Consider the following 16,067-nt stretch of genomic DNA (forward strand, 5'->3'; position numbering starts at 1 on the left):
AACGATAATAAAACGTTTTCAAAGAAATGATCCAACAGTTCTATATTGGTTGGAATCGCATGAACCGCAGTCACATTAGTCTCTATTAATGGCGTAAAAGTACGCCTGCCTTGCCAACAGAATGCGAAACAGTATACGCTATAACGGATGAGTGATTAAGGAAAGGGATGCAAACATGAAGAAAGTCATCGTAGTCGGATCGGGTATTCTGGGGGCTTCAACAGCCTATCAATTAGCCAAACGGGGCGCAGAAGTCATCATCATAGATCGAAAAGATACAGGACAGGCAACGGATGCAGCTGCCGGGATCATCTGTCCATGGCTGTCGCAGCGACGTAACCAGGATTGGTATCAACTCGCCAAGGCTGGTGCGCGGTTCTACCCTGGCATCATAGCGGAGCTTGAGAATGAAGGGGAAACGGAAACCGGATATGCTCAAGTGGGCGCACTCAGCATTCATACGGATGTGGACAAAATCAACAAGATGCAAGAGCGGGCCCATCTTCGCAAAGCTGATGCACCGGAGATTGGTGAGATTACACCTCTTGATGCCAAAGAAACCCATGAACGTTTTCCACTGCTGGAAGAACATTATCAGTCGGTACATATCAGCGGTGCTGCACGTATAGATGGAAGGGCGCTGCGCGATGCCTTGATCCGGTCTGCACAGCGAAATGGAGCGGAAGTGATCCATGGAGACGCCACGCTTCAATTCGAAGCAAATCGGGTCATTGGTGTGAGTGTTAATGACCGGAGTTTCCTGGCAGATGAAGTCGTTGTCTGTGCAGGTGCATGGGCCAACGAACTGCTGAAGCCACTCGGCATACACTTTAAAGTGCATTACCAAAAGGCGCAAATTATGCATCTACATGTCACGGATGGGGAGGATACAGGGCGCTGGCCTGTGATCATGCCACCTTCTGATCAATATCTCTTGTCCTTCGATCAACAGAAGATTGTGATTGGTGCCACTCATGAGAATGATGTGGAAGGTTATGATACAAGAGTAACCGCAGGGGGCATGCAGGAGGTTTTAAATAAAGGCCTGGAACTGGCACCGGGTCTCGCAAACAGTACATTCAAGGAAGTACGAGTCGGATTTCGGCCGTTCACACCTGGATTTCTGCCTGTAATGGGGGTTGTCCCAGGCTGGCAAGGTCTGATTACCGCGAATGGACTGGGAGCCTCTGGACTGACCATGGGTCCTTTTATCGGGAGTCAATTGGCGAAACTAGCTCTCGGCATGGAACTGGATATCGATATTGAACCGTACACGGTTGGCAAAGCAATGGATGAAATGGAAAGAGGTGAGTTATGACCTATTCACAACGTTTATCCGATGGAGCGAACTCGTCCGACATCATATATCTGGAGCATCAGATCGGTACGACAAAGGAAGAACTGCGGATAGCTTTGGAGAAACAAGAAACATTCGAACGCGAATTGTCGGAATTGAAGTCATCACCAAACGGCAAAGCATCAAAAGACAATTCGGACGAACAAGTCTTAATGGAGAAGGCAAGCGATACGCAGAATCGGATTAGAACTCTGTCTGAACAGCTGGAACAGCTACAGGAATCATTGGCGAAGCTTGGCGATTGATTGGTTCGTATTACTCGAACTGGACCGTTGGGTAGAGGGATAGGTTCATATATGGGATGCAACGTAAAAAGCGGCAGATCAGACGTAAACGTCTTGATCTGCCGCTTTGTTATCCAAGCAATTATGGGGCTTGGATACGTTAATTAGAATTCATAGAAACTTTTTGTTTGACAACCTGTTTGAATTCTTCCTCTTTGGCTTGTTTGGTACGTTTAATGAAGAAGGAAAGAACCAATCCCACAACAGCGATACCGATGATAACTACATAAGCATCATTGATCCCCTGGATCATGGATTCTGTGGCAAGCTGTTTTTGACTGAGACCATTGGCTGCACCAGTTGCCATCATATCCTGTACGTGTGCCGTTGTACGGGAGGTCATGACACTTACGAGCAATGAAGTACCTACAGCGCCAGCAACTTGTCTGACGGTGTTAGAGATGGCTGTACCGTGTGCACCAAGTCTTGGTGGCAGTTGGTTAAGCCCCGCAGTCTGAAGCGGCATCATGAGCAGAGCCATACCAATTCGGCGGCCGGTTGACATGAATACCAGGTAACCATAACTGGTTGAGTCCGTTAAGTCGATGAAACCAATGGTCGTCACGATCGTGATCACCATTCCGATTACAGCCAGCCATTTTGCACCAAAACGGTCAAACAATTTTCCGGCTACAGGCATCAGGAAGCCCATGACAAGCGCACCTGGCAGAAGCAATAATCCGGACTCCAGTGCAGTGTAACCACGCGCGTTCTGGAGATACAAGGGAAGCAACATCATGTCAGCATACATGATCATTGTAATCGCGATACTAATGACCGTGGTCAGGGAGAACATGTTGTATTTGAAAGCCCGCAGATCGAGCAGCGGAGTTTCAGAAACGAGCTGACGCCATGTAAACAGGGCAAGGGCAACAATACCAGCCGCAATGCAGATAAGAACTTCTGGACTTGACCATCCCAGACTACCTGCTCTGCTGAAACCATAGAGCAATGCGCCAAATCCGATCGTGGAGAGCACCACACTGATTGTGTCGAACTTGGTGTTGACCCGTTCGGATACATTCTTCAGGTATACAAATGCAAAGGCAATAACAATAAGAGTTAATGGAATCATGCCGTAGAACATCGTTTGCCAAGAGTAGTTCTCGAGGATATAACCAGCAAGGGTAGGCCCGATTGCAGGGGCAAAAATGATGGCAAAGCCAACCATACCCATCGCAGATCCTCGTTTTTCAGGGGCAAACAAGGTCAAAATAACGTGCATCAAGAGCGGCATGATAATGCCGGCACCCGCTGCCTGAATCATACGTCCTGTCAGCAATGTGCTGAAGTTGGTTGCAAGAGCGGATACGATGGTACCAATCAGGAAAATAAACATGGAAGCTTGGAATAATTGCTTGGTTGAAAAGCGCTGCATGAAGTAGGCCGTAATGGGGATCAGCACCCCGTTCACCAGCATGTAACCAGTTGTTAACCATTGTGCTGTTGCGGCGGTGATGTTAAAATCACCCATCAGTTCCGGTGTAGCGACACTCATGATCGTTTGATTCAATGTTGCAAGGAAGGCTCCCAAAATCATGATAAACAGGATGGGGCCTTTCTTAACGGATAATTCATCTTGCACTCTAACCTGACTCAATCCTTTTCATCCTTTCAATCCACGCGTGACTAAATTTACAACATGTTGTATAGTTTACATTGTATTTATTGAATTATATACATATTCGGACAGATTACAATTTACGTTATGAGGTGTTTTCGTCGTTTATTTTACAAAAATTATGAATTTGTTGTGTAAATCAAAAATAAACGAATGATTGTTTATAATTGTAATGTTCAAAATTTGAAGGAGGGATAGACGTGAAAGACGAGAAGAAATCAGCCGTGGACCCAAGAATATTGCGAACACGTCAGTTAATTCGAGGTGCATTTGTTGAATTGCTGCAGGAAATGGATATTGAGAAATTATCAGTGAACAAAATTGCCGAACGAGCGACGATCAATCGGGTAACCTTCTACCTGCACTATCGTGATATTACGGATATGATGGAGAAGATGGCTGATGAGATGATTGAGCATATTGAACGGATCGTGGATGAATATGCCCCTCATTTTGAGAAGCAAAGAACGGAGGAGGCTTGGCCAGTTCTGGTCAAGTTACTGGAACATTTTGCAGAGAACGCCTCGTTCTATCAGGTGGTACTTGCCACGAAGCGCACACCCATTTTCACAGAACGACTCCTGAAACTGTTAAGTACCTTGGTCAAAGCTAAGATAGATCGTGCCGAGATGGAAGATGTCCTGGAGGATTCGGGCATTCACAAGGAAATTGCCATCTGGTATGGTTCGTCCGCCCTGATTGGAACCATTGTTGCATGGCTGCGTAATGATATGCCTTATTCACCCCATTTCCTGGCTAAACAATTCTCGTTGATTCGCTCTTACTCCTATAATGACCTGATATAATTAGACTACAAACACCGGTTCCATCCGAGTGCTTCAAAAAGCAGGATTCACAGCGTGTGGGTCACAGCCTGCCCCAATCCAGGGAACGTTGAAAGAACATACGATGTTTGCTGTGGATATACAATGAGCAGGATGTATTACTACTTACTATAAGTTGAACTATATATTCAAACGTATCGGAGAGGAAAAAACTATGGCTACTATACTCGTAGCAGACGACGACCCAAACATCCGTGAACTCGTCTGTCTCTTTCTCAAAAATGATGGATTCACAACAGTGGAAGCTGCGGACGGCAAGGAAGCTCTTACCGTGTATGGCGAAACTCCAGTGGATCTGGTTGTGCTTGATATTATGATGCCTGTCATGGACGGTTGGGCACTGTGCAAAGAACTCCGAAGAGTCAATCCCGACCTCCCGTTACTCATGTTGACCGCGAGAGGAGAGACTTGGGAGAAGGTGAAAGGGTTCGAACTGGGAACGGATGATTATTTAACGAAACCGTTCGATCCATTGGAGCTTACCGCTCGTGTCCGAGCATTGTTGAAACGATATAAAATTGGCTCCACACACACAATCCAGTTTGGCAACGTCATTCTGGATCGTCAGACGTATAAGGTGATGAGAGGTACAGAATCGCTTACGTTACCGCTTAAGGAGTTCGAATTGCTGTATAAGCTTGCTGGAACACCAGGCCAAGTCTATACACGTGAGCAGTTAATCGATCAGATATGGGGTATTGATTACGCCGGAGATGATCGTACGATAGACGTACATATTAAGCGCCTGCGTGAACGGTTCGCAACTACATCTGATTTTCGGATCGAAACGGTGCGTGGACTGGGATACAGACTTGAGGTCCATGAATGATTCGATCCATATATATTCGTGTGGTCCTGACCTTTCTGGGGTCTGTCATCGCTGGTACGGTCATTTCATTTTTTGTATCAACCTGGATATTTGAGGACAAATTGAACCAAAACGCTCAAATTAACTTGCGTAATTTTGGCCAAGACGTTGTGCAGATCTATAAGACTCTGCCAGTACGTGAAGCGGACTTGTACGTAAGTGGAATGAAGCAGCTCAATTCCTATCATATTCGAATTTACGAAGCTACAGGTCAGTTCACAACTTATGGAAAGACTAACGGACATAAGTCTGCTGCTGTGACGAGTGAGCAACTAGAGAAAGTATTAGCTGGTGGCGTTGTTCAAGATACGAGGGATGGAATCGCTACGGTGATTTTAGGGTTGCCGTTGAAGACGGAGATGGGAACAAAAGCGATGTTTTTGGAAACACTCTCACCACCTTCAGCCACTTTTGTGGTCAAGTGGGGCTTGATCTTTGCAACCTGTTCGTTGATGACAGGGAGTTTGTTAATTCTGGTTGCTTCTGTATATCTGGTAAGACCGATCAAGAAATTGACCAAAGCGACCAAACGGATTGCAGCTGGAGATTTCAACGTCAAGCTGAACATTAAGCAAACGACTGAAATAGGTACGTTGGCTCGCAGCTTTGAAGAAATGATGCATGATCTGAAGCAGTTGGAGCAGATGCGCAGGGAATTCGTTACGAATGTGTCGCATGAGGTTCAGTCTCCGCTCACCTCGATATCCGGTTACGCTTCCGCACTGAAGCAAGTAAACCTCTCAGAATACGAGCGAAACCGTTACCTGGATATTATCATCTCTGAAGCAAAACGAATGTCCAAAATGAGCGATAGCCTGCTCAAGCTGAGTTTACTTGAATCGCAGTCACAGCAACTACGGCTCACCACCTTAAGCCTTGATGAACAGATCCGGCGAGTTATCGTGGCGCTTCAGCCGCAATGGTCTGCGCGTAATATTCATTTCGAGCTTGATCTGGAGAACGTGAAGGTAACGGCTGATCACGACCAGTTAAATCAGGTATGGACCAACATCATCGGAAATAGCATCAAGTTTTCCAAGGATGGCGGTATGATTAAAGTGAGTATCCAAGAGGATATCAACCATGTGAGTGTGCGAATATCCGACACAGGCATTGGTATTCCCATTGAAGACCAGAAGCGCATATTCGAGCGCTTTTTCAAGGCAGATCGTTCCCACAGTCGTAAATATGATGGGAGTGGCATGGGACTGGCTATCGTTAAACAGATCGTATCCCTTCATCAGGGTGACATCCGAGTGGAAAGCGAACCTGGTCAAGGTACAACCTTTATCATCACGTTGCCAATCCATCCACCAACGGATAGTTAGGCTTACAGGATAGGTGAATTGAATAGAATACCCATCAGAGTATCTAAAACGAATTCTCATGCCGTGTGTAACATGCAAGCTTTCTTGTATGGTGCACACGGTTTTTTTGCTTGTTCATATTCCGTTCATATTACAGTCATAGTGAGTACATCTTTGGTGATTAGGCTTGTATTAGCGGCCTGTTAGGCCAATATACAGATGAGGACAGGAGCAGATGAATGTGAATCAACAAGCAGACAAAACGAGTAAAAGCAAAACAAAAACTAAGAAAGTGTTAAGCATCTTCTTTAAAGTGTTTGCCGCAATCGTTATAGTAATCCTACTTTTTGTAGCTACCGTGTATACCGTTAACAAAATCAGTAGTTATTCTGAGCAAAAAAGAATGGAGCCGTATGGACAACATGTATCTGTAGACGGGAAAAATATGAATGTGTTCATTCAAGGCGAAGGCGAGGAAACAATTGTACTTCTGCCGGGTTTTGGAACAGCATCACCTGCGCTTGATTTTAAGCCACTCATTTCAGAATTATCTCCCCATTATAAAGTCGTCGTGGTTGAACCGTTTGGTTATGGATTGAGTGATCAGACCGAAAAGGAACGCAGTACAGCAAATATCGTCAGTGAAATTCATGAAGCGTTACAGATTCTACATATTGATCGTTATATCTTGATGGGCCATTCCATTTCGGGCATCTATAGTCTGGATTATGTGAACAAATATGCAGATGAAGTAAGTGCATACGTTGGGCTGGACACCAGTGTTCCAGCGATTAGTGAACAGAAGGTTGAAGCATCAGAAATCGTACCAATTAAATGGTACCGTAACTTGGGTTTCCCGCGTTTGCAATTGAAAATGGGTGATGATCCATATGCGGGGCTACCGTATGATGAACAAACCAAAGAACAATTGAACATTTTGATACAAAAGAACATGTTTAATTCAACTCAATTAAACGAGATTGTGAGTATGTATTCCAATTTTAAAGCAGCTGAACAGTTAACGTTCCCAGTCGATCTCCCGGTTCTTTTCTTTGTTCAAAAGAATCATCCGGCAGTGGACAATTGGATTTCCGAGCACGAGAAGTTAATAGAGAACTCTGTGCGTGGTGAAATGGTGCTGCTGGAAGCAAATCATTATCTATACCGTTCCCATGCCAAAGAAATCGCTGAAAAATTCAGAAGTTTCAAGACAGGAGAAGATCGGAATGACACATGATCTTATATATTCCAATTTTAAAGGTGCTCAAGGTTTAGATCCAGTACATGGGAAAGTAGTTACAATGGATGGTTCACATTATTTACATCACACTCAAATCAAAAAAATTGCTGAAGACGTTAGAACTTTTATGAACGAAGCGAAGACCGTGATGAAAGAGAGAGGCATTTAAAATGAGATTATTTGAGATACTTTTAATTCTATCCTGTTTTGCTTTACTCGCAGACCTGCTGTTTATGAAAAGAAGTGCAAAGAAAACGGGCTTGGGTGTAGGTATAGGAAGTGGCGTTATACTCGTAGTTCAATTATTGGTTGAGGGATACCGATGGCAGTTACTTGTGGTATATATCATGACTGCGCTATTCATATTTATCGTTTTATTCAGACATTCCGAAAAGATGGTAAATCTAAAAATAGGGAAGTTCTTGAAATATAGTTTATCTTCCCTGATTGTCATTCTGCTGGTTGGTTCTATTGCCTTATCTGTATACTTACCTGTCTTTAATTTGCCGAAGCCGGATGGTCCAGAGAAAGTGGGTAATCAGACCTTTCATTTTACGGATCAGAACAGAGATGAAGTCTTCACTGAAGATCAAAGTGATAAGAGGGAACTAATGGTTCAAGTCTGGTATCCTACTGAAAATAGGAATAACAACAAGCGTGACATGCTGTTTCCAAAAGATAAAGAGAGGTTCAAAAAGTATATTCAGAGCTTCTCTGCTTCATTAAAACTGCCCGAATTTGTTCTCGACTACTGGAAGTATAGCCAAACCAACTCTTTTGAAAATGTAGAAATATTACCTTCTACAAGTCCTTATCCCTTGGTACTGCTATCTCATGGTATGGGAACCAGTAGAGTCCTACATGCATCACAGGCCGAGAATCTGGCCAGTCATGGGTTTATCGTGGTCACCATCGATCATACGTATAGCACCTTTGCTACCCTTTTTCCAGATGGCCGTGTAACGGATTATAAAAAAAGTACGACTACACTAGATGAACGTACAAAAACAGGGAATATATGGACGAAAGACGTGGAGTTTGTAATCGATCAAATCGAAAAGCTGAATTCAGGTGCAATCGAAAGTCAGTTTAAAGGGAAAATCGATTTAAATAAGATAGGCGCGATGGGGCATTCTTTTGGGGGTGCAACCGCGTTTAATGCAACGTATTTGGATCATAGAATCAAGGCCGGGGTTAATATGGATGGGTCACTATATGAAGTGGAAAATAGAGATGATATAAACAAGCCGTTTATGTTCATCCGATCGGGAAGTTTTGAAGAATGGTTAGCCAATTTTGAAAAGGATAGAAATTCGGATGACGAAGTAACTAAATCTCTTTCAGATGAACTGCACATTATGAAAAATGTTATCAATCATGGGGGAAATGTGATGTATGTAGAAGGAACCCAGCACTTCAATTTCACGGACCTTCAATTCTATTCGGAGTTGGTTAAACTGTCCGGGATCACAGGAGATATCAATGGTAAAAGAGGAGCAAACATCATAAATCAATATGTACTCGATTTCTTTAACAAGCAATTGAAAGGAACGGGTGAAAACCTGATTGAAGGGCCGAACGAAAACTATCCAGAGGTGAAATTTGTAGATCCGGAAGAACTGTAATCAGCCAAAACATTTAAACTCAGGAGATGATCTGAATGGGACGATACAAGGGGAAACGTATTTCAATAACTGCCTTAACTCTGGTATTAACATGTTAGGTCCAATGTCAATCATGGCCGCACCACTATTTTACGGCAAAACACCCCAGGATGTCGTTGATCCGGCAGCTGGAGGCATCTATTCCACCGCTGAAGATCAGGTGAAATTTTCACAAAATAGATTTGGTGCAGTGAAAGATGATGATTTTCGGAGGAGTAAAAATAGTGAAAAACAAAAGAAGTCGCGAAATCGCGGCTTTTTTCTGTTAACAAGATAATTGAACATACTTGCTTCTTTCCTCTATTGGAAAATTAAGGTTGACTCCCCTTGTTACCGCGTATACAATCGTATACATGAATGCGTTGTATACATATGTATACACGCAATGGAGGTGGCAGGATGAGAGATCGACAGATCGAAGAATCGGATGGAAGTGTACGTCAAGGCGAACGTCCGAGACGTGATGTGAGTGACAGCGAGCAACGTGGAGAGCGCTCCAGACGTGGCAGAGGAAATGGTGAACATCAGGGAAAACGGGGCCATGGTGCGCAAACATTTCGTCGTGGGCGAATACTTGTGTTTTTGGAACATATGCAGAATCGAAGAGCAACGCTTGCCAGACAACTTGGTCAGGAGGAGTATGAACATATTCGGCCGATGATCAGTGGGGAGTTGAAAGCCATTGATCAGGTCATCGACGAGTATGTCCATCTTTTCGAACTGCAAAATGAAGATGTAAGTCCCAATAAGAATCTGGAGAGTGAGAGTGAACAAGTATGATTCGTCGTTTTTTTTCGTATTATCGTCCTTATAAAAAACTGTTTTTGATTGATTTTGGATGTGCTGTACTGGCAGGTCTTCTGGAGTTGGCTTTTCCCCTTGCTGTCAGTAAATTCATTAATGAATTGTTACCAGGTCAGGATTGGCCTCTTATTTTGCTTGCCTGTATTGTGCTGTTATCCATCTATGCACTTAATACGGTATTAAACTATGTCGTTACATATTGGGGACATATGCTGGGCATTAACATTGAGACCAATATGCGTGAGAAGATGTTCGCTCACTTGCAGAAGCTGTCTTTCCGGTTCTTCGATAATCGTAAAACGGGCCATCTGATCGGTCATTTAACCAATGATTTGAACGACATCGGTGAGGTTGCTCACCATGGACCTGAGGATGTGTTCATCGCAGTCATGACATTAATCGGATCGTTCTGGCTGATGGCTAACATTAATCTTGAGCTTGCGCTGCTTACCTTTATCATTATCCCAATTATGGCTTGGGTCATTATCGTATTCGGTGGCCGTATGACGAAGACGTATCGAAGACTCTTCGGAGACGTCGGCAATTTCAATGCGCGCATTGAGGACAATGTCGGTGGCATGCGTGTTGTGCAATCGTTCGCCAACGAAGAACATGAGAAAGAACTTTTTGCAGTGGACAATCAGAATTTCCGTAAAACCAAACTACTTGCCTACAAAACGATGGCGAAAAGTATCTCGGTCAGTTATATGATGATGCGACTGGTTACGGTGTTTGTCATGATCAGCGGGGCTTGGTTTTATATCGATGGCAGAATCAATATGGGTGACTTCATGGCTTTCCTGCTCCTATCCAATATCTTCTTCCGTCCCATCGAGAAAATTAACGCTGTCATTGAAAGTTATCCAAAGGGTATCGCTGGTTTCAAGCGTTATCTGGAGATTATTGATACGGAGCCTGAAATTGCTGATAGCAAAAACGCCGTTGAATTCGAAAGTGTGAAGGGTGATATTCGCTTTGAGAACGTCTCGTTCGGTTATGAATCCAGTCGGCGTATTCTGAGTGATATCAGTCTGTCTGTTCGACCAGGGGAAACCGTTGCTTTTGTTGGTCCGTCGGGTGCAGGCAAGACAACCATCTGCAGCCTGCTGCCCCGATTCTATGAGGTAGAAGAGGGACGCATCACTGTAGATGGTGTCGACATTCGGGATGTTAAGCTTCAATCGTTGCGTAAGCATATCGGGATCGTTCAACAGGATGTATTTTTGTTCTCGGGTACTATTAAGGAGAATATTGCTTATGGTGACCTGAGTGCAACGGACGAACAGATCTGGGATGCCGCTCGCCGTGCCTCATTGGAGGAATTGATTCTTACGTTGCCGGACGGCATGGATACTGTCATTGGCGAGCGTGGAGTCAAGCTATCCGGAGGACAGAAGCAACGGTTATCCATTGCGCGTATGTTCTTGAAAAATCCACCCATTCTTATTCTGGATGAGGCAACCTCTGCACTGGATACGGAAACGGAAGCGCTGATCCAGCAATCACTTGCTGAATTGTCAGTGGGTAGAACGACACTGGTGATCGCTCACCGATTGACAACGATCAAGAACGCAGATCGCATCATTGTTGTGAACAAAGATGGCATCGCTGAACAGGGCAACCATGAGGAATTGGTCGCCGCTGGAGGCATATACAGCCGTCTTCATCAGGTGCAATATAGTCACTCTTAATCCATATAAATTGAATTATAGAATGTTTACACTGAACACTCCGATGACAGAACAACCTTCCGATCCTTGTTATCCCCAGAAAGCCGCGCATATGCGCGGTTTTTTAGTTTGGATTACAAATGAGGTTATAAAATGCCAAAGAAAAGATAATGTTGACAACGTCCACTAACGTGATTATTATAATGTTGACAATGTCCACTAAAAAGGAGGGTTTGACATCAACTCTCAGTACATAGATCCAGATATACTCGCTGACATGCGACGTTTTAACCGTTTTTATACCAACATACTCGGTGTACTCGATAAGCATATTCTTGGAACAGGGTATTCCTTTGCAGAAGTACGGGTCATTATTGAGATTGGAATTCGGGGAGAGAGCATTGCGAACAATCTGGTAGATACTTTGACTATTGATCGCAGTTACATGAGCCGGATCGTGAACAAGTTGTCCAAGGAAGGTCTGCTCGTGAAAGTGAACTCCGCAGCCGACAGCCGGGTCAGTCTGATTCGTCTGACAGCCAAGGGTGAGGAGCTGTATGCCCAATTGAATGATCGATCCGATCAACAGATTCTGAAATTAATGCAAGACCTCGATGATGGAGAGATTCAAGAGGTGTATACCTCCATGATGAACATACAAGAGAAGTTGAACAAGAAGGCAGGAGAGACAACACGATGATACGATTTGAATGTGACTATAACGAAGGTGCGCATGAACAAATTTTACAAAGACTGATGGAAACCAATATGGAACAGACGAGCGGGTATGGCACGGATGAGCATTGCGAACGGGCGAGAATGCTTATTCGTCAGGCATGTGACCATGAGCAAGCTGATGTTCATTTCCTGGTTGGCGGTACACAGACGAATACAACGGTGATTGCATCCATTTTGCGTCCATATCAAGGTGTGATTGCTGCGATCTCGGGACACATTGCGGTTCATGAGACGGGGGCTATTGAAGCAACAGGTCATAAGGTACTCACGGTTCCAAGCGAGGACGGAAAGATCACACCTGAGCAGGTTAGAGCAGTCTATGATGCGCATATGGATGAGTCGTCACCGGAACACTGCGTGCAGCCAGGCATGGTCTACATATCTCAGCCAACGGAGAATGGAACGATGTACAGCATGGCAGAATTGCAAGCATTACACGCAGTCAGCAGAGCATGTGGTCTTCCGTTTTTCGTGGATGGAGCTCGTCTTGGATATGCACTCGCTTCACGCGATTGCGATATGACACTTGCTGACCTTGCACGCTTGTGTGATGTGTTTTACATTGGGGGAACAAAGATTGGCGCATTGATGGGCGAGGCGGTTGTCATCCTGAATGATGCATTGAAACCAGATTTTCGTTATATGATCAAACAAAAAGGTGGCCTGCTTGCCAAAGGCAGATTGTTGGGGATCCAATTCGAAACTTTGTTCGAAGAGGGCCTGTATCTTGAGATTTCCCGTCATGCAGTGGATATGGCCTTGAGAATTCATGATTCACTCGAACAGCAGGGGATACGCTTCCTTTATGATTCTCCAACCAACCAGCAGTTTCCGATTCTGCCTGATCGTGTGCTTGAGAAATTACGCAGCGGTTATACGTTCTCCTTCTGGGAAAAGGTTGACGATACACACAGTGCGGTGCGATTCTGTACCAGCTGGGCAACTCGGCAGGAAAATGTGGATGCACTGACTCGTGACATCGCTCAATTATTGCATGAAGAGATTCAGGTTCCGGTGCGAGTCGAAGCATTGGTTTAACATTACTTTTAACAATAGAAGTGAACTGCTCATCTGAATTGATTGAACAAAATGCAATAAATACCAATGCTGATACTGAAACAGGACAGCCCTGAGGGGTTGTCCTGTTTCAGTATATCTTTCGTGAGATAAAGCGGATTGTTAGGAATGCTTATGATACGTGAATTGACATCTCTCTTATATTAAAGTTATTATAGATACATTAGATCCGTAATTGGAGAGGGGATTATATTCTATGAATAACGGACATTCATCCGGTCAAGCAAACGAATCATCGAGTGGTCATTCCACTCCTTTTGCTACGTTACAGGAAACACCTATCTTATCGTTACTCCAGCCATCCCAAGGTGAACGTATTCTTGATGTGGGTTGTGGCAATGGGGATCTGACAGCGAAAATCGCAGCCGCAGGTGCGTTGCCAACAGGTATAGATTTTTCAGAAGAGACGATTAGGCAAGCTAAACAGAAATACCCTGATATGAATATTCAAGTAGCAAATGCTTGTCATTATCGGACAGAAGTACCGTTTGATGCTGTCTTCTCTCATGCCGTTCTGCATTGGATAAAGGATGCTCCAGCTGTAGTACAATCCATACAGTTTGCGCTCAAGACGGGCGGGCGATTCGTGGCTGAGTTTGCTGCAAATGGCAACACGGCTATATTAATTACAGCGGTACAGGAAGAACTGCATGCCCGTGGATACAAATGGGAAGGTCGGAATCCGTGGTATCATCCAACCATTGGTGAATATGCAAATTTACTGGAGCAACACGGATTTCGAGTTAGTCTGGCCCAGCAGGTGGATCAATTTACCCCGTTCAAGCCAGGTGCCAGAAAGTGGTTGACCAGCTTCGCGGAGTATTTATTCAGTGGCATCACACCTGCGGAACAGGATGTTATTATGGATGCTGTTGAGAAAAGAGTAAAGCCACAACTGTTGCGGGATGGACAATGGTATCTGGACAGAAGCCGACTGCGAGTCGTAGCAATTAAGGAATCGGGGAATACGGTATGAAAATGGACAAACCCAAGATTCAGGAGCAGTTGCTTGAACCGGAAACGATTGCATTCCTGGAATCCAAAGTTGAGTACAAACACAAACTGATCGAGAACATTACATTGGATCAACAGGAAGCGAGCAAGGTTTCCTTTGAAAATGTTGTATTTAGACATGTGACGATCTCGGAGTCTGCCTTGGAACAATTTGAATTCACCGATGTCCTGTTCGAACATTGCGACTTCTCCAATGTCAATCTCTCTGGAGCCTTCATGCATCGGATCGAATGGCATAACTGCAAGTTTGTCGGAACTGATTTTTCCAATAGTCGATTGCAAAATGTCCGCTTCCTTCATGGTCTAGGCGACTACAGCAATTTCCGTTTTGCCCACCTGAAACAGGTCTCCTTCTCCGAATGTACATTGATTGGTGCAGACTTTGCCTATCTGGCACTGCCAAAAATGGAGTTCATTCAATGTAACATCGACCAAGCTTCCTTAACCGGGACCAAAATGAAGGATTTGGATCTTAGCGATTGCGAATTTGACTCCTTGGTGCTGACCATGCAAGATCTCAATGGTTGTGTGATTTCACCACATCAAGCTACCACATTTGTAGGATTAATGGGTTTGATTATCAAATAAATGGCATAATCACATTTACGGGGTTGCCAAGATAGTGGAAGTGTGTATAATTGGAGACACATTAGAATAAAAACAGGTTTTCTAGGGTTCCGCGATGTATGTGTCGGTCTGGTCCGAGAGAAAACCCGCAACCTTGTTGGTTGTGCCACGGAGGGATAAAAGCCTGGGAGATGAACTGCTACATGCAGTTTGTTTCCCGGGCTTTTTTTGTTTTTTCGCTAATGAACATTACGGATTGTACAAAAAATGTAGAAGAGAAGGAGTGTTACAGGAATGAATAAAACGTGGATGTCGGTTGTGATTGCTGCATTGTTTGAAGTGGGTTGGGTCATTGGATTAAAACATGCCAGTGGTCTGCTGGAATGGGGGCTTACACTGGTTGCAATTATGATCAGTTTCAGCTTAATGATTGCAGCTTCGCGTACCCTGCCCGTGGGAACCGTGTACGCAGTATTCGTTGGCCTTGGTACCGCAGGTACAGTGCTTGCAGAGATTGTTTTGTTTAGTGCACCTGTTCAAACCGGAAAAATGATACTCATTGGTGTCCTTTTACTCGGCGTAATTGGTCTTAAAATGCTAAGTAAAGAGAAAAATAAGGAGGTGCAGCTATAATGAAGTGGGTATTTCTTATCTTGGCAGGGGTGTTTGAGATGATCGGCGTGCTAATGATAAACAAGTTGCACAAAGACCGTAATTTAATTTCACTCGTTCTATTGGTAGCCGGGTTTGGTTTAAGTTTCCTGTTCCTGTCCCTTGCGATGGAAACTCTTCCGATGGGGACAGCATATGCGGTATGGACGGGAATTGGAGCCTCCGGCGGTGCCATTCTGGGCATGGTGTTTTACGGAGAACCCCGAAATGCCCTAAGAATTCTGTTTATCGCTATGGTGCTCGGATCGGCAGTCGGTCTTAAATTGGTTAGTTAAATAAGTGGAATTAAAAAGATAATGTACAGATTACGTTTTTAATGGTATCCTTATACGTTACGTG

At 44.3% G+C, this 16,067-nt stretch carries 18 protein-coding genes and 1 riboswitch; of the genes, 17 read left to right on the top strand and 1 reads right to left on the bottom strand.

Annotation, left to right across the window (positions count from 1 at the left end; all coding sequences use genetic code 11):
• Window positions 1-175 precede the first annotated feature (175 nt).
• Window positions 176-1,318: an NAD(P)/FAD-dependent oxidoreductase gene (locus ABTV53_RS13130; RefSeq protein WP_433753496.1), complete on the top strand. Its 1,143-nt coding sequence runs from the start codon at window positions 176-178 to the stop codon at window positions 1,316-1,318.
• Entirely contained in the window at window positions 1,315-1,602 is a 288-nt protein-coding gene (locus ABTV53_RS13135) for a hypothetical protein (protein WP_433753498.1), read from the top strand. The genes ABTV53_RS13130 and ABTV53_RS13135 overlap by 4 nt, the downstream gene beginning before the upstream one ends.
• A gap of 139 nt (window positions 1,603-1,741) precedes the next feature.
• Here the strand turns inward: ABTV53_RS13135 and ABTV53_RS13140 are convergent, their stop codons facing one another.
• Window positions 1,742-3,181 (bottom strand): DHA2 family efflux MFS transporter permease subunit, encoded by a 1,440-nt coding sequence (locus ABTV53_RS13140; RefSeq protein WP_433754183.1) that lies wholly within the window; start codon window positions 3,179-3,181, stop codon window positions 1,742-1,744.
• Window positions 3,182-3,462: 281 nt separating this feature from the next.
• Here ABTV53_RS13140 and ABTV53_RS13145 point away from each other — a divergent pair, with 281 nt between their 5' ends.
• The 15 genes from ABTV53_RS13145 (at window position 3,463) to ABTV53_RS13215 (ending at window position 16,003) form a co-directional block, all read left to right on the top strand.
• Window positions 3,463-4,068: a TetR/AcrR family transcriptional regulator gene (locus ABTV53_RS13145; protein ID WP_124114568.1), complete on the top strand. Its 606-nt coding sequence runs from the start codon at window positions 3,463-3,465 to the stop codon at window positions 4,066-4,068.
• A gap of 193 nt (window positions 4,069-4,261) precedes the next feature.
• Window positions 4,262-4,936, top strand: a complete 675-nt coding sequence (locus ABTV53_RS13150; protein WP_433753500.1) for a response regulator transcription factor — start codon at window positions 4,262-4,264, stop codon at window positions 4,934-4,936.
• On the top strand, window positions 4,933-6,303 hold the full coding sequence (locus tag ABTV53_RS13155) for a sensor histidine kinase (RefSeq protein ID WP_433753502.1): 1,371 nt from the start codon (window positions 4,933-4,935) through the stop codon (window positions 6,301-6,303). Before ABTV53_RS13150 ends, ABTV53_RS13155 begins: the two co-directional genes overlap by 4 nt.
• A gap of 220 nt (window positions 6,304-6,523) precedes the next feature.
• A complete protein-coding gene (locus ABTV53_RS13160; protein WP_433753504.1) occupies window positions 6,524-7,519 on the top strand; it encodes an alpha/beta fold hydrolase in 996 nt (331 codons plus the stop codon).
• A complete protein-coding gene (locus ABTV53_RS13165) occupies window positions 7,509-7,691 on the top strand; it encodes a hypothetical protein (RefSeq protein ID WP_433753506.1) in 183 nt (60 codons plus the stop codon). The genes ABTV53_RS13160 and ABTV53_RS13165 overlap by 11 nt, the downstream gene beginning before the upstream one ends.
• Window position 7,692: 1 nt before the next feature.
• On the top strand, window positions 7,693-9,147 hold the full coding sequence (locus tag ABTV53_RS13170; protein ID WP_433753507.1) for an alpha/beta hydrolase family protein: 1,455 nt from the start codon (window positions 7,693-7,695) through the stop codon (window positions 9,145-9,147).
• Window positions 9,148-9,259: 112 nt separating this feature from the next.
• A complete protein-coding gene (locus ABTV53_RS13175) occupies window positions 9,260-9,463 on the top strand; it encodes a hypothetical protein (protein WP_433753509.1) in 204 nt (67 codons plus the stop codon).
• A 122-nt stretch (window positions 9,464-9,585) separates the two neighbouring features.
• Complete coding sequence (locus ABTV53_RS13180) at window positions 9,586-9,966, top strand: hypothetical protein (protein ID WP_433753511.1); 381 nt, start codon at window positions 9,586-9,588, stop codon at window positions 9,964-9,966.
• The gene (locus tag ABTV53_RS13185; RefSeq protein ID WP_433753513.1) at window positions 9,963-11,681 is read left to right on the top strand and encodes an ABC transporter ATP-binding protein; all 1,719 of its coding nucleotides are present in this window, start codon (window positions 9,963-9,965) and stop codon (window positions 11,679-11,681) included. The genes ABTV53_RS13180 and ABTV53_RS13185 overlap by 4 nt, the downstream gene beginning before the upstream one ends.
• A 256-nt stretch (window positions 11,682-11,937) precedes the next feature.
• A complete protein-coding gene (locus tag ABTV53_RS13190; protein ID WP_433753515.1) occupies window positions 11,938-12,360 on the top strand; it encodes a MarR family winged helix-turn-helix transcriptional regulator in 423 nt (140 codons plus the stop codon).
• The gene (locus tag ABTV53_RS13195; protein ID WP_433753516.1) at window positions 12,357-13,436 is read left to right on the top strand and encodes a threonine aldolase family protein; all 1,080 of its coding nucleotides are present in this window, start codon (window positions 12,357-12,359) and stop codon (window positions 13,434-13,436) included. Before ABTV53_RS13190 ends, ABTV53_RS13195 begins: the two co-directional genes overlap by 4 nt.
• A 235-nt stretch (window positions 13,437-13,671) precedes the next feature.
• Complete coding sequence (locus tag ABTV53_RS13200; RefSeq protein WP_433753518.1) at window positions 13,672-14,451, top strand: class I SAM-dependent methyltransferase; 780 nt, start codon at window positions 13,672-13,674, stop codon at window positions 14,449-14,451.
• A complete protein-coding gene (locus ABTV53_RS13205; protein ID WP_433753519.1) occupies window positions 14,448-15,077 on the top strand; it encodes a pentapeptide repeat-containing protein in 630 nt (209 codons plus the stop codon). Before ABTV53_RS13200 ends, ABTV53_RS13205 begins: the two co-directional genes overlap by 4 nt.
• 70 nt (window positions 15,078-15,147) lie before the next feature.
• Window positions 15,148-15,249: riboswitch (guanidine-I (ykkC/yxkD leader) on the top strand.
• Window positions 15,250-15,350: 101 nt separating this feature from the next.
• On the top strand, window positions 15,351-15,689 hold the full coding sequence (locus ABTV53_RS13210) for a DMT family transporter (RefSeq protein WP_433753520.1): 339 nt from the start codon (window positions 15,351-15,353) through the stop codon (window positions 15,687-15,689).
• Entirely contained in the window at window positions 15,689-16,003 is a 315-nt protein-coding gene (locus tag ABTV53_RS13215) for a DMT family transporter (protein ID WP_433753522.1), read from the top strand. The genes ABTV53_RS13210 and ABTV53_RS13215 overlap by 1 nt, the downstream gene beginning before the upstream one ends.
• Window positions 16,004-16,067: the final 64 nt, after the last annotated feature.

This window comes from Paenibacillus amylolyticus, assembly GCF_050990605.1.
Taxonomy (GTDB): Bacteria; Bacillota; Bacilli; order Paenibacillales; family Paenibacillaceae; genus Paenibacillus; species Paenibacillus amylolyticus_H.

Excerpts from the sequence above, each read along its gene's own strand:
- ABTV53_RS13215 (WP_433753522.1), top strand. The coding sequence starts at position 15,689 with ATGAAGTGGGTATTTCTTATCTTGGCAGGGGTGTTTGAGATGATCGGC.
- ABTV53_RS13135 (WP_433753498.1), top strand. The coding sequence starts at position 1,315 with ATGACCTATTCACAACGTTTATCCGATGGAGCGAACTCGTCCGACATC.
- ABTV53_RS13190 (WP_433753515.1), top strand. The coding sequence starts at position 11,938 with ATGCGACGTTTTAACCGTTTTTATACCAACATACTCGGTGTACTCGAT.
- ABTV53_RS13195 (WP_433753516.1), top strand. The coding sequence starts at position 12,357 with ATGATACGATTTGAATGTGACTATAACGAAGGTGCGCATGAACAAATT.
- ABTV53_RS13210 (WP_433753520.1), top strand. The coding sequence starts at position 15,351 with ATGAATAAAACGTGGATGTCGGTTGTGATTGCTGCATTGTTTGAAGTG.
- ABTV53_RS13180 (WP_433753511.1), top strand. The coding sequence starts at position 9,586 with ATGAGAGATCGACAGATCGAAGAATCGGATGGAAGTGTACGTCAAGGC.
- ABTV53_RS13165 (WP_433753506.1), top strand. The coding sequence starts at position 7,509 with ATGACACATGATCTTATATATTCCAATTTTAAAGGTGCTCAAGGTTTA.
- ABTV53_RS13185 (WP_433753513.1), top strand. The coding sequence starts at position 9,963 with ATGATTCGTCGTTTTTTTTCGTATTATCGTCCTTATAAAAAACTGTTT.
- ABTV53_RS13175 (WP_433753509.1), top strand. The coding sequence starts at position 9,260 with ATGGCCGCACCACTATTTTACGGCAAAACACCCCAGGATGTCGTTGAT.
- ABTV53_RS13130 (WP_433753496.1), top strand. The coding sequence starts at position 176 with ATGAAGAAAGTCATCGTAGTCGGATCGGGTATTCTGGGGGCTTCAACA.
- ABTV53_RS13155 (WP_433753502.1), top strand. The coding sequence starts at position 4,933 with ATGATTCGATCCATATATATTCGTGTGGTCCTGACCTTTCTGGGGTCT.
- ABTV53_RS13200 (WP_433753518.1), top strand. The coding sequence starts at position 13,672 with ATGAATAACGGACATTCATCCGGTCAAGCAAACGAATCATCGAGTGGT.
- ABTV53_RS13150 (WP_433753500.1), top strand. The coding sequence starts at position 4,262 with ATGGCTACTATACTCGTAGCAGACGACGACCCAAACATCCGTGAACTC.
- ABTV53_RS13140 (WP_433754183.1), bottom strand. The coding sequence starts at position 3,181 with ATGATTTTGGGAGCCTTCCTTGCAACATTGAATCAAACGATCATGAGT.
- ABTV53_RS13205 (WP_433753519.1), top strand. The coding sequence starts at position 14,448 with ATGAAAATGGACAAACCCAAGATTCAGGAGCAGTTGCTTGAACCGGAA.
- ABTV53_RS13170 (WP_433753507.1), top strand. The coding sequence starts at position 7,693 with ATGAGATTATTTGAGATACTTTTAATTCTATCCTGTTTTGCTTTACTC.